The 12,540-nt window shown below is 57.0% G+C and carries 14 protein-coding genes; 10 read left to right on the top strand and 4 right to left on the bottom strand.

All coding sequences use genetic code 11. The features are described 5' to 3' along the window. Positions 1 to 127: 127 nt before the first annotated feature. From HMPREF9238_RS04485 to pstB, 5 genes are all read left to right on the top strand, one after another. The gene (locus HMPREF9238_RS04485; RefSeq protein ID WP_040316477.1) at positions 128 to 1,141 is read left to right on the top strand and encodes an NUDIX hydrolase; all 1,014 of its coding nucleotides are present in this window, start codon (positions 128 to 130) and stop codon (positions 1,139 to 1,141) included. A gap of 154 nt (positions 1,142 to 1,295) precedes the next feature. Beyond that, positions 1,296 to 2,411, top strand: coding sequence for a phosphate ABC transporter substrate-binding protein PstS (gene pstS, locus HMPREF9238_RS04480; RefSeq protein ID WP_016444260.1), 1,116 nt, complete (start codon positions 1,296 to 1,298; stop codon positions 2,409 to 2,411). Further along, positions 2,412 to 3,341 carry a phosphate ABC transporter permease subunit PstC gene (pstC, locus tag HMPREF9238_RS04475; protein WP_016444259.1) on the top strand — a complete coding sequence of 310 codons (930 nt, stop codon included), beginning with the start codon at positions 2,412 to 2,414 and terminating at the stop codon, positions 3,339 to 3,341. Next, positions 3,341 to 4,294, top strand: a complete 954-nt coding sequence (gene pstA, locus HMPREF9238_RS04470; protein WP_016444258.1) for a phosphate ABC transporter permease PstA — start codon at positions 3,341 to 3,343, stop codon at positions 4,292 to 4,294. Before pstC ends, pstA begins: the two co-directional genes overlap by 1 nt. A 10-nt stretch (positions 4,295 to 4,304) precedes the next feature. Next, the gene (pstB, locus tag HMPREF9238_RS04465; RefSeq protein WP_016444257.1) at positions 4,305 to 5,084 is read left to right on the top strand and encodes a phosphate ABC transporter ATP-binding protein PstB; all 780 of its coding nucleotides are present in this window, start codon (positions 4,305 to 4,307) and stop codon (positions 5,082 to 5,084) included. 97 nt (positions 5,085 to 5,181) lie between these two features. Here the strand turns inward: pstB and HMPREF9238_RS04460 are convergent, their stop codons facing one another. The 4 genes from HMPREF9238_RS04460 to HMPREF9238_RS04445 all read right to left on the bottom strand — a co-directional run bounded on the left by HMPREF9238_RS04460 (position 5,182) and on the right by HMPREF9238_RS04445 (position 8,213). Further along, a complete protein-coding gene (locus tag HMPREF9238_RS04460; protein WP_016444256.1) occupies positions 5,182 to 5,637 on the bottom strand; it encodes a septum formation family protein in 456 nt (151 codons plus the stop codon). Positions 5,638 to 5,643: 6 nt separating this feature from the next. After that, positions 5,644 to 6,696 carry an inorganic phosphate transporter gene (locus HMPREF9238_RS04455; protein WP_016444255.1) on the bottom strand — a complete coding sequence of 351 codons (1,053 nt, stop codon included), beginning with the start codon at positions 6,694 to 6,696 and terminating at the stop codon, positions 5,644 to 5,646. 3 nt (positions 6,697 to 6,699) lie between these two features. Next, complete coding sequence (locus HMPREF9238_RS04450) at positions 6,700 to 7,320, bottom strand: DUF47 domain-containing protein (RefSeq protein ID WP_016444254.1); 621 nt, start codon at positions 7,318 to 7,320, stop codon at positions 6,700 to 6,702. A gap of 230 nt (positions 7,321 to 7,550) precedes the next feature. Further along, positions 7,551 to 8,213 (bottom strand): LacI family DNA-binding transcriptional regulator, encoded by a 663-nt coding sequence (locus tag HMPREF9238_RS04445; protein WP_016444253.1) that lies wholly within the window; start codon positions 8,211 to 8,213, stop codon positions 7,551 to 7,553. A 182-nt stretch (positions 8,214 to 8,395) separates the two neighbouring features. On the opposite strand from HMPREF9238_RS04445, the gene HMPREF9238_RS04440 reads away from it, so the two are divergent. The 5 genes from HMPREF9238_RS04440 to dtd all read left to right on the top strand — a co-directional run bounded on the left by HMPREF9238_RS04440 (position 8,396) and on the right by dtd (position 12,538). Beyond that, positions 8,396 to 8,971: an Lrp/AsnC family transcriptional regulator gene (locus HMPREF9238_RS04440; protein WP_083938917.1), complete on the top strand. Its 576-nt coding sequence runs from the start codon at positions 8,396 to 8,398 to the stop codon at positions 8,969 to 8,971. Between the two features lie 249 nt (positions 8,972 to 9,220). Next, positions 9,221 to 10,237 carry a hypothetical protein gene (locus HMPREF9238_RS04435; RefSeq protein ID WP_016444251.1) on the top strand — a complete coding sequence of 339 codons (1,017 nt, stop codon included), beginning with the start codon at positions 9,221 to 9,223 and terminating at the stop codon, positions 10,235 to 10,237. Positions 10,238 to 10,335: 98 nt separating this feature from the next. Continuing rightward, on the top strand, positions 10,336 to 10,914 hold the full coding sequence (locus HMPREF9238_RS04430; protein WP_016444250.1) for a heme-binding beta-barrel domain-containing protein: 579 nt from the start codon (positions 10,336 to 10,338) through the stop codon (positions 10,912 to 10,914). Further along, positions 10,914 to 12,113: a CAF17-like 4Fe-4S cluster assembly/insertion protein YgfZ gene (gene ygfZ, locus HMPREF9238_RS04425; protein WP_016444249.1), complete on the top strand. Its 1,200-nt coding sequence runs from the start codon at positions 10,914 to 10,916 to the stop codon at positions 12,111 to 12,113. Before HMPREF9238_RS04430 ends, ygfZ begins: the two co-directional genes overlap by 1 nt. Then, the gene (gene dtd / locus HMPREF9238_RS04420) at positions 12,110 to 12,538 is read left to right on the top strand and encodes a D-aminoacyl-tRNA deacylase (protein ID WP_016444248.1); all 429 of its coding nucleotides are present in this window, start codon (positions 12,110 to 12,112) and stop codon (positions 12,536 to 12,538) included. The genes ygfZ and dtd overlap by 4 nt, the downstream gene beginning before the upstream one ends. The last annotated feature ends 2 nt before the right edge of the window (positions 12,539 to 12,540 follow it).

The raw sequence follows: 12,540 nt of genomic DNA, 5'->3' as shown, positions 1-12,540 counted from the left end.
ACCGGTAGAATCGAATCAGATTTGTCCGTATCCGTAGCTCCTGAAAACTTTTGTCACCGCAGTGGCAATGCGTTCAGTGGTATGTAAGTTTTGAAAGTTCACCGTGGCTAAATTTCGACCCAGCCCTGTGCCTAGCCGAATTGTTAGGTCTGCAGGCGCTGTTGTTTGGCGTCCTCGAGACTGGCGCGTGCCGGTGGAGTTCGGCCGAGAGTACAAGGCAGATGAGATCGAGGTCTTGATAGTCCATCGGCCTCGCTATGATGATTGGTCTTGGCCGAAGGGCAAGGCGGAGGTCAATGAGCCCCTCATTGCGGCGGGAGTTCGCGAGGTGGAGGAGGAAACCGGCGTCCTCGTGCAAATGCATGCCCCTTTGAATACGCAGCGTTACCGCCTGGGGTCGGGCCAGACGAAGGAAGTGCACTACTGGATTGGCACGCCGGTGACGCACGGGGGAGTGGAGCGTTCACGCATCCCGGTGATTCCCGCTCCTACCAAAGAAATTGATTCGACGCGTTGGGTGGATCCGCGCACCGCGTTGGAAATGCTGACGCGCCGAGGTGATAGGCGCCTGTTGGATGACGTGATTTCGAGGGCGGAGTCGGGCAGGCTGGTCACGGCAACGCTTGCGATTGTGCGCCACGGGGCGGCGCTGACTCGGGCGCAGTGGGATGGTGCGGAAGCAAAGCGGCCGCTGAATCGCACGGGCGTTGTGGAGGCGCTGGATTTGGTGGATATCTTCTCTGCGCTGGGAGTGTCAAGGTTACTGTCCAGCCCGTGGGTGAGGTGTCGCTCCTCGTTAGAGCCGTACGCGGCGGCAGCCGGCCTTAACTTGGTCACTGCACAGGAGCTCACGCAGGAGCAGGCGCAGGCCGCTCCGGATGAGGCGGCCAAAGTGATTGAACGCCTGGTGCAACGCCCAGCGGAACCGGTTGTGGTGTGTGGCCATAGGCCCGCGTTGCCGGTAATGTTTGAGCCGTTGCAGGCAATCGCCGCCAGCCAGTTGACGCGGCAGATTCCGGCGGAAGACCCCTATTTGCGGCCGGCGCAAATGCTAGTAGCTCACGTCGCTTACCCTGTCTCTACTGCTAAAACTCCCGAAATTGTGGCATTCGAAACACAAAGGACTATCAAACGCTTTTAAGTTGTCCGCGTGTGCTTTAACAATTCACCGTTCGTTTACCTAGTTCGTATCAGGGCTTAACTTTGCGTCGGTAACTTTTCTAGCGGTTGCAAAAGGCAGCTTCTCCCGCGCGTTTGCGTCTGGGAACACCTTATTGAAGAGGACTATTGACGTGATGAACCTTCGACTCTCTAGAGTAGCTCTAGCTTTTGGAGCGGGCACGATCGCTTTTGGTCTTGCCGCTTGCGGTTCGGATAACCCGGTTGCCCAGAATGAGGGCGAGACTTCGACGGGGACGGCCGAGGACGCAATGCTATCTGGCTCCATTGCGGGCGCGGGTGCTTCCTCTCAGGAAGCCGCTATGAACGCGTGGATTGCTAAGTACCAGTCGCAGCGGCAGGACGTAACCGTTTCGTACGACCCGGTGGGCTCGGGTGCTGGTATCACCCAGTTCGTTGGTAAGCAGGTTGTTTGGGCTGGCTCTGACTCCGTCCTGAAGGATGACGAAGTTACGGCCGCAAAGGATCGTTGCGGCTCGGACGCTTTGAACCTGCCGGTCTACATTTCCCCGGTTGCGGTTATTTTCAATCTTGATGGTATCGATACGCTGAACATGGATGCGGAGACCATAGCAAAGGTGTTCTCCGGTGAGATCACCAAGTGGAATGACGAGGCGATTGCTTCGCAGAACCCGGATGTTGAGCTTCCAGATGTTGCGATCACCCCGGTTCACCGCGCTGACGAGTCTGGTACCACGCAGAACTTCACTGACTACTTGAGCAAGGCCGCCCCGGATGCGTGGCCGCACAAGGCCGGCAAGGCATGGCCGATTTCAGGTGGCGAGTCTGGTGATAAGACCTCGGGTCTGGTGCAGGCTGTAACCGCAGGCACCGGCACGATCGGCTACGCGGATGCTTCGCAGGCTGGCTCGCTCGGTACGATTGCGCTTAAGGCGGGTGATGGCTACGTGAAGTTCTCGAACGAGGCGGCAGCGGCCGCTGTTGATTCGGCTGAGCGCGTTGATTCGGGTGTACAGGGCGATCTTGGTTTGACCATCAACCGCACGCCGGAAGACCCGAAGGCTTACCCGCTGGTTCTGGTCTCCTACTCGATCGTCTGCTCCACTTACGAGGATCAGGAAACGGTTGACCTGGTGAAGGACTTCATTGGCTTCCAGGCTTCCGCTGAGGGACAGGCAGCTGCTTCTGAGGCTGCTGGCTCCGCTCCGCTCTCCACTAGCATGCAGAGCGAAATCAAGTCTTCGCTCGACATGATCCAGGTGGCTAAGTAAATGAAAAACACCGGGAAGATCGGCAACAAGATCTTCCGGTCAGGGGCAACTGCTGCAGCGGTCACGATCCTCGTGACCCTCGCGGCGGTTGCCACATTCCTGGTTGTGAGAGCCTGGCCGGCGATCAGTGATCCTTCGGTGCGTATCCGAACGGTTGGCAGTGCGGAAGAACTAAACATTTGGCAGTTCACTGGTCCGCAGATTTTCGGCACGGTGCTGGCGGCTTTGTTCGCAATGATTCTTGCTGTGCCCCTCTCCATCGGAATCGCACTGTTTATTAGCCATTACGCACCTAAACACCTGGCTCAGCCGCTCGGCTACATGGTGGACCTTCTGGCCGCGATCCCCTCGGTGATTTATGGCCTTTGGGGGGCGATGTGGCTGATCCCAAAGCTCGTACCGTTCTACGAGTTCTTGTCTAAATACTTGGGGTGGATCCCCCTATTTGCGGGCCCGGTATCTACAACCGGCCGCGTGCTATTCTCCGCCTCCTTGATCCTTGCTGTGATGATCCTTCCGATCGTGACGGCAGTTACGCGTGAGGTGTTCTTGCAAACACCGAAGTCGCACGAGGAGGCCGCGCTCGCTCTTGGGGCAACGCGTTGGGAGGTTGTGAAAATGGCGGTTCTGCCGTTTGGTCGCTCCGGCATCATTTCGGCTGCGATGCTTGGTTTGGGCCGCGCGCTTGGCGAGACGATGGCGGTTGTTATGGTGCTCTCGGTGGGGTCGAGCTACTCGTTCAACGTTTTGCAGGCGGGGAAGCACTCCACTATTGCGGCAAACATTGCCCTGCAGTTCCCCGAAGCTACGGGCACGTACACTTCTGCCCTTATCGCGACGGGTTTGGCACTGTTTGCAATCACAATGATCGTTAATATGATTGCGCGTTGGATTATTGCTAGGCGCGCCGAGTTCTCGGGGGCCAACTAATGTCTGTCGAAACTCAAACAACAACGAGTCCCAACCCGTTTGCCTCGCGCAATCCGGGTTTGGATAGGCGCCGCAAACTGGCGGATAAGAACTCAGTCGTGCTTGTGGCTCTGGCTTTCGCTCTTGCGATTATTCCCCTGGTTTCCCTGCTGTGGATCGTGGTTGAGAACGGTTGGAGCCGCCTATCTCCATACTTCCTTACCGTGTCAATGAACGGTGTTTATGGTGGCATGGATGCGGGCGGAATCTACCACGCGATTATCGGTACCTTGCTGGTCACGTTATGGGCCACACTCATTTCGGTGCCGATCGGTTTGGCAACCGCGATTTACCTGGTTGAGTATGCGGGTAACTCCAAGCTTGCGCGGGCAACTACGTTCTTCGTGGACGTGATGACGGGTATTCCTTCGATTGTTGCGGGTCTGTTTGCCGCCGCGCTGTTCGGCCTGCTAGTTTCGCCGGCATACCGTGCGGGCATTATGGGTGCGGTCGCACTGTCGGTGCTGATGATCCCAACGGTTGTGCGCTCTAGCGAGGAGATGCTGCGCCTGGTTCCCAATGAGCTACGCGAGGCATCATATGCTCTCGGCGTTCCAAAGTGGCTAACGATTGTGAAGGTCGTGCTTCGCACCTCCGCAGCGGGCCTAACTACTGCGGTGATGCTTGCAATCGCGCGCGTGGTTGGAGAAACTGCGCCGCTACTTATGACGGTGGGTGTGATTGATTCGATCAACTACAACGTTTTCGAGGGGCGCCTCATGACGCTCCCCGTCTACGTGTACCGCCAGTATTCGCAGGGGCTGGCCCCGTGTGGTGCGCTGGAAAACTGTGTGGAGACGATCAACTACGATCGCGCTTGGGCTGCCGCGCTGGTGCTCATTTTGCTGGTAATGCTGTTCAACCTGATTGCTCGAATCGTGGCGCACTACTTTGCGCCTAAGGGCAGGAGCTAAAGAGAAAACGATGGCTAAAGAGATCATTGTTGAGAACGAAAACATTTATTACGGCGATTTTTTGGCCGTGAAAGATGTGAATATGCGGATCTACGCGAAGTCGATCACTGCGTTGATTGGCCCGTCGGGATGCGGAAAAACCACGTTCCTGCGCACGCTGAATAGGATGCACGAGGTGCTTCCGGGTGCTCGCGTGACGGGCAGTGTGAAGGTTGGGGACAAGAACATTTACGACAAGGATGTGGATCCGGTGCAGGTTCGCCGCTCTATCGGCATGGTGTTCCAGCGTCCAAACCCATTCCCAACAATGAGTATTCGCGAAAATGTTCTGGCCGGTATCAAGCTCAATAACAAGAGAATGCCAAAGTCGGATCAGGACGATCTGGTGGAAGAGTCCTTGGGTGGCGCGAACCTGTGGAATGAGGTCAAGGATCGTTTGAACAGCCCCGGTTCTTCCCTTTCGGGTGGCCAGCAGCAGCGGCTTTGCATTGCGCGAGCAATCGCGGTTTCGCCAGACATCCTGCTGATGGACGAGCCGGCCTCGGCACTCGACCCCATCTCAACCCTCGCGATTGAAGATCTCATGATGGAGTTGAAGGACGACTACACGATCGTGATTGTCACCCACAATATGCAGCAGGCGGCGCGCGTCTCGGACCGCACGGGCTTCTTCAACCTGCGTGCGGCCGGTGAGCCGGGTGGCCTGGTGGAGATCGACGAAACGTCGAAGATCTTCTCTAACCCCACAGAAAAGGCAACTGAAGATTACATTTCCGGCCGCTTCGGATAGACCTTTTCGATAGTTTGAGGGCGAGGATTGGATCCTCGCCCTCAAACTATGTATGTACGGTTATCTGAATCTCTTGGACGCGCGGCGCGAAGAAGAGCTACAGCTTGGAGTTCTCAAACGTGTTGGTAACTGGTGTGGGGCTGATGGCAACGCAAAGGAGTGTGCGGTCGCCTGCCTGTTCCCAGCTTTCAGCGGTGGGCATCAGCGGATAGATATCCAGCGTCGAGGTGCCGATTTCACTTCCCACAAACGTTTTGAACTCTTCGGTGCAAAACTCGGCGGCGATGTCTTGAATTGCGTCGGTACCGGGGAACTCGTTTCCAGCTAGTTCTTTTTCGGCGTACACCTGGGCTTCGTGTTCACTGCTGCAGGAAACTGTTTTAACGGTTGTCAGTTCAAATCCGGCGGACATTTCAGCGTCGTTAGGCAGGTCAAGACAGTTGCCCACCTTGAGCTCAAGCGCCGAGGTGGTGGAGCAGGCGGACAACAGGAGGGCGAAAGCGAGGGCCCCGCCAATGTAGCGGGGCTTCGCGTTGTGGTTAAAAGCTCTCATCAATCCCTACGGTAACACTAGGTGCAGTAATCGGTAGATTATTGCTGCTACTGCGGCGGCCGCGGGAAGGGTGAGGAACCAGGCGACGACGATGTTTCCGGCCACGCCCCACCGTACTGCGGAGAGCCGCTTGGTGGCGCCAACACCCATGATTGCCGAGGTGATGGTGTGCGTGGTGGAGATCGGTGCGTGCACAACGAATGCCGTGAAATAGAGGACGGTGGCAGAAACGGTTTCGGCAATGAATCCGCGCGCCGGGTCAAGCTCGATGACGCGGCGTCCGAGGGTGCGCATAATGCGCCAGCCACCAGAATAGGTGCCCGCCGAGATTGCGAGTGCCGCAGCGAGCTTTACCCACGTGGGGATTGTGAGTTCGCCGTCCACGATCACGCTGTGGGTCTCGCCGTAGCCGCCGGCAAGGAGCGCCATGACAATGATACCCATCGTCTTTTGGGCGTCTTGCAGGCCGTGACCAAGTGCCATCGCGGCGGCGGACACGGTTTGAGCGAAGCGGAACTTGCGCATGGTGCGATGGTAGGGAAGTTTGCGTACGGCAAAGAGCGTGAGCTCCATGAATAGGTAGGCGAGGAAGAAGCCTACGAGCGGCGAGAGGAACATCGGGATGATGACCTGCATGGTAATGCCGCCCCACAGCACGGTGGTGGAGGATGCAAAGCCCGCGCCCACAAGTCCGCCGATGAGGGCGTGTGAGGACGAGGACGGCAGTCCAAACCACCAGGTGATGAGGTTCCAGGTGATGGCGCCAATGAGTGCTGCAAGAATAATTCCGAGCCCGTGCAATTGCAAGGTGGGGTCGGTGGAGTAAGTGAACTGTTGGATATCGATGATGCCTTCACCGATGGTTTTGGCAACTTCGGTACCCAGGAGCGCGCCAACGATGTTCATGACCGCTGCCATGCCGAGTGCCGCGCGAGGCGTGAGCGCTCTGGTGGACACTGAGGTCGCGATGGCGTTTGCCGCGTCATGGAAGCCGTTGGTGAAGTCAAAGCCAAGGGCGATGACGATTACGACTATGACGAGGATGAGGTTCAGATCCACGGCTTAGGACTCCTTGATAGCAATGACCTCTACGCCGTTAGCGAGTGCTTCGAAGGAGTCGATTGCTTTTTCGAGGACTTCAATAATGTCTTTGAGCTTGATGATTTCGACAGCATCTTTACCGGATTCGAACAGGTCAGAGATGGTACGGCGGTAGGCCTGGTCTCCGTCATTTTCGAGGCGGTTAATTTCTACCCAGTAGTCGCGCAGACCACCCAGGGTCTTGAGGTGGGGCATAGCTTGTGCCGTGAGGTCGCAACAACGCTGGATTACGTTGAGCTGTTCTGCAACTCCGGGCGGTAGTTCATCTACCTTGTAAAGGACAACTAGGTCACCGGCTTCGTCCATGTAGTCCATGCAGTCGTCGAGGCGGCTGGAAATGTACGTGATGTCGTCGCGGTCGAGGGGGGTGACGAACGTCTGGTTGAGTCGTTCGGCGATCTCATGAGTGATTTCGTCGCATTGCTGTTCGAGATTGTGTAGATCATCGCGAAGAGCTACACGCCGCTCAGGGGCTGCGCCGTGAATTTTTGCGAGGAGCTCGGCCGCTGACACGAGGAGGGTGGCTTGCTTTGTAAAAAGGGTGAAGAAGATGTTGTCGTCGTTGGACCTTGAAAAACGCACTTGTCATACTCCAATACGCGGTCGTTGGTCACATGCAGATTCAAGATTAGTGTACTTTACCGTTTTGACCTATTTCAGTAATCGTTAGTTCAATTTCGGTAATGTATTTGACGCTGCTGTCAGCGCTTAAATCCTTGTGTTTGCGGGTTTACGGCGTTTATAGTGGTAGCCGCATCCCGGTGAATGAAAGGGATGCGGCTACCACCAGAAGGTTTGGGTAAAGAAGAGATTTAGATCTTCTTTGCTGCACTAATTAGGGTTTGCGCGCGCACCACTCGCGGCTGTAGTCCGTATTCTTTACATGCTTTCTTGTAGGCGGCAACGCGTTCTTTTGATGCGGAGTCTGCCGCCGCTTCCGGCGGTACCGAAAAGAATGCTAGCTGCTCGAAACCGCAGTCTAAAAGATGATTGATGGCCAGATGAATCGCATAAGTCTCATCAATATGTACGCTCATGCTGCTACCACCGGCAGAAGGGGCGCCGACGATGCATAACGGAATGTCCTGTGAGAGTTCGGCCAGAGCGCTGTTGTCAAGCGTTGGGGAAACGATAATGAGCCCGCTTGCGCGCAAGCTTTGAAAGGATTCAATGACTTTGCGTTCGCGTTCGGCTGAGGATGATGCTGTGGCGGTTAGTGCAAGCATGCCGCGAGTATCTGCAACGTGTTGGATGGCAGTCACTATGGATTCAAAGAAAGGGTTTTCAAGGTTTGGTAGTGCGATGCCAACGATTGGGGAAGCTTTTGCCGCTAGCATGGCTACGCCGAGGTTACGAGTGTACCCAAGTTTTTGCGCGGTCTGCATGATGCGCTCGCGAGTATCGGCGGCAACGTTTGGGCTACCTGACATGGCAAGGGAGACCAGGCCGCGCGAGACTCCTGCTTCGCGCGCCACATCAACTTAGGTTACCGCAGACACACCCACATTAAACCACGGGCAAGAAATTCGTATTGGATGTCTTCGCGTCCACAGTGCCCGCATATTCGGTAGATGTTATTTCAAATCGAGAAGAGTCTGCGACAGTTTGTTTTATTATTCCTCTGGTTTTCGTCATTGTGTCTCGTTAGAATTGGTTTATGAGCGGTGAGCATTCCAAAGATCCAGATTTTGTAATGGATGAAACTTATCTGGAGATCCTACGCCAGTTGCGTCGCGATTCGCGCATGTCCGTTGCGGCGCTTGCCGAGGCCGTGGGGATTTCGCGTTCGAATGCCTATGCGCGGCTCAACACTTTGGTTGAGGCCGGTGTGATCGAACGCTTCACAATAGATATCAATCCGAGCTTGATTGGCAAGAAGGTGAGTGCCTTTGTGTTCGTCTCGCTTGATCAAAGCAAGTGGAAGCAGTTCGGAATGCAGCTCGGAGCCCTTTCAGAGCTCGACTATTACGCGGTGACAACGGGCGAGTATGACGTGATGTTGCGGTTGCGGGCGGATGACGTTCCGGGAATTCAGCATGCGGTGGTGGACGTCATTTCACAGTGGGAGTGCGTGCGCGACACGGAGACCGTGTTCTTGATGCAGGAGCAAGGCAGTGACTTCGACTTGGCGCCGCAAGAGGTTCATCCAGCAACCCTTGATTTGCTTGGGGTTTTGAAGTTTGAGTCAAATGCGTCGCGCGGTTTTCGCGATGAGTTGGGCTTAGAAGACTAGCTCACCAAAATAGCCAACTGGGCAAGTAAAAGACACCGAACCAAAATGCGCCTGTCGGCGCGAAGGCCGCTCGTGGCGGCAGAAGTTGGAGCCCGGGGCATAGTTGGTTCGGTGCCTGTTTCAATAGTAATGCATATTTTGAAGTGTGCACCCCAAAATGTTCGATGTTTAGCGTAAGTTTATTTGCCACGCTCAGGTGTTGCTTGTTGTGGTGGGGATTCTGGGTTGAAAGTATGGGAGCATTTGGGTGTGGAAGACAAGAATGTGCAAAACCAGCCAACAAACAATTTGCGCAAGCACAGGCGTGCTTCGCGCCGGGCGGCTCCCGGACTGTCCGCCCCGAAGGAGGGGGCGGATGCGGCAAAGCCCTCATATGCGTCTAGGAGTTTGCAGAGGACGGGCGCATCTCAGCGTCGCGCAGGAACGCAAGTTCGCAGTAAGGCGGGGCAAATCCTGTCGATTCCAGCTCGCTATCTTTCCGCCACGGTCGCGATCTTGCTGGCGGCGTCCGTCGTGGTTGGTTACCTGGTGTTCGACACGAGGGCCGTAGTAACGCTTGTAGTTGTGGCTGCCGTGGTGATTTTCGCGCGTGGTTGGGCTGATCTGGTGCAAACCCCGGTGCGGCACACATCGCTAGTGACCATACTGGTCGTCGGTTTTATCACTTTGATTGCCATTAGTGTGAGTGACGATTTTGCGTGGGCAACCGTGGGGCTTGGTCTGGTGGTGCTGGTAGCTGCCGTCATGGAGGCCACCCGTCCCCTTCCGCGCGCAGACCTTCTTCATTCGCTTTCAGCCTCAGTGTTTGGCGGCTTCGTGGTGGCGATCGGGAGCGCTTGGGTGACGCTGTGCAAGTCAGAAGTGTGGTCTGCCATTATGGTCACTGCTGCGCTCGCACTTATTGTCACCATGATTGGTAATCAGTTGGGCGCAAGTGCGGGCGCAAACGCACTTTGGGCGCTATTGCTCGGCCCCTTCAGTTCTATCGCGATCGTCCTGATTGCGCTCGCGGTGGGAGAACCTGCCAGCCTGCTGTCGTTCGCGTTTGCAAACGCATCATCAACCGCGTCGGCAAAGACGTCACTGTTGCTAATGTCCGCTCTGATTGGTTTGGGCGTGGGCGGCGTGATCGTGATCGTAGACATGCTGTTTGGGGAGCACTATCGCCGCATGTCTGAGGCTGGCGCGCTTGCACGCGGGGCAATGAAGTTCCTGCTGGCAGTGATGCCTATCTATGTGATAGTACGAGTAGGAGCCCTGTTTTAGGACTTATCTCGCGGTTTTGTTTGCATAACTTGCTGGCCATGTGGGGGTTTGCCCGCATGCCTAAAATAATTGTCCGCCCGTGGCTTTAGCCTGAATACATGATCGTTATTCCGCAGAATCTTCCCAGTCAGGTTGCGCCCCTAACCTGGCTGCTTGGAACTTGGGTTGGTTGGGGCACGCAGGCCGCGCCGGATGGCAACAACCTGGTTACGTTCGCATTTGACAACCAGGTGGTGGGCGAGCAGGTGTGTACCCGCCTCACCGTGTTTAATACGGACGCGGTGGTGGAGGTCGACGCGCAGGTGGGCGCGTTGGAGGGAAGCGACATGCTTGTGCGCAGCGGTGTTTGTAGTGACGAGACCGCGTATTGGAAGGTGCTTAAGGATACTGAGGGGGAGGACAACTACCTGCAGGTGACCTCTGCTTCTACGGACGGTATTGCCGGACTGTGGGTGGGCAGGGTGCAAGGCCCGCGTATACGTCTGTTGATTGATACGGCCGTGCATAAGGAGGGGGCGCCGGCTGCCTCGCTGGGGGAGCGGATGCTGGGGCTGGTGAACTCCGATATTTTCTTTACCGAGACCTTGAATACCGATAAGGGAGACTTCGTGATCTCGGGCCGAGTGGCCCGCGTTGAGGAAGCCAAACCAATCGAGACGTTTGAGAAGGAACAGTGATGCGCTCACCATTGCTTGACCTGCCCGGGGCCGTGCCGGATGAGTTTGATGAGGATGTGCCGGCTCGCTTTGGTGATTTCAGCGGCGAGCAGTGGCAGTTGGAGGCGGGCCAGGCACTGTCTGATCTGTCGGACTTGGGGGTAGTGCAAGTTTCGGGGCCAGACCGCCTTTCGTGGCTAACTACCATCTCGTCGCAGGTAGTAAACCCGTTACCGCCGGGTGAGTCTCGCGAGCTACTTCTGCTAGACCCGAATGGCCGCATCAGTTTCGCAATCGCGATTATTGATGATGGACAGGTTACAACGCTCCTGGTGGAGGGGGCGAAGGCGGGTGACTTAACCGAGTTCTTGGGGCGCATGCAGTTCATGTTGCGCGTGGAAGTGCGCAATGTGACTAGCGAGGTCGCGATTGTTGGAAGCATGGTGAAGACAGGCGCGGATGATTGGCACCGGGTTGCAAACGAGGTGGTACCTGACTTGCCGGGCTACCTATTTACGTGGGTGGATCCGTGGCCGGGGGTGACCGAGGGCGGGGCTAGCTACACTCCGCAGGGCTTTGCCCACCCCGCGCAGGGCCGCACGCGGGCCCTACACGGGGTGGATCGCGCGCAGCTTACAGAGTTTGCGTCCGCGTGGGCAAAGCGCGGTAGCTGGGCTGGACGCAACGCTTGGGAGGCCTTGCGGATTGAAGATCTGCGCCCGCGCTGGGGGCGCGAGGTGGATGAGAAAACGGTTCCGCACGAGCTTGACTGGTTGCGCACGGCTGTGCACCTGAATAAGGGTTGCTATTCGGGCCAGGAGTCCGTAGCGCGCATTGTGAACATGGGGAAGCCGCCGCGCAGGTTGGTGCTGTTGCAACTGGATGGTTCGCAATCGCGCGTGGTGAAGCCCGGCGCGAACGTGGTGTTGAACAATCGCCGGGTTGGCCAAGTTACTTCGGTGGCGCGTCACGCCGATTGGGGGCCGATAGCGCTCGCGGTCATTCGCCGGGCGATACCGCTGGATGCGCAACTTGATGTGCAAACGAGTGAGGGTGAGGTAGCGGCGGCGCAGGAAGTGGTTGTGGATCCGCTGGGGCGTTCTTCCGCGTCACCCAAGGAGCGGCCGGGCGAGGAGCTTCGCAAGGCGCGCCGCGAAATGCCAGGAGTGGCTAATCCGGGTACCCCGGGCGGTTTTGGGATTGGAGGGCGATCGCTGTGAGAGCTGTGATTCAGCGCGTTCAGGGCGCCTCGGTATCAGTTGACGGTGAGGTCGTGGGCGCAGTTTCGGGCCAGGGGCTTTGCGTGCTGGTGGGGGTGACGCACGATGACGGCCCGGCACAGGTGGAGACGATCGCACGTAAGATCGCTTCGCTTCGCATTTTGGATGACGAGAAGTCCGCTACGGATGTGGACGCGCAGGTGCTGGTGATTTCCCAGTTCACGCTTTATGGGGATGCACGTAAGGGGCGGCGCCCCACGTGGCAGGCGGCCGCGCCCGGTGACGTAGCTGAGCCGCTAGTTGCTGCGGTGGTCGAGCAGTTGCGTTCAAAGCACGGCCTGCACGTGGAAACGGGCGTGTTTGGGGCCAACATGCAGGTTTCGCTCACAAATGATGGGCCGGTGACGATACTCCTAGAGGCGTGAGC

Origin of the sequence: Gleimia europaea ACS-120-V-Col10b (assembly GCF_000411155.1) — a bacterium.
GTDB lineage: Bacteria > Actinomycetota > Actinomycetes > Actinomycetales > Actinomycetaceae > Gleimia > Gleimia europaea_B.
The sequence above is the reverse complement of the archived record's forward strand: the minus strand, read 5'-3'. Positions and strand labels throughout refer to the sequence as shown.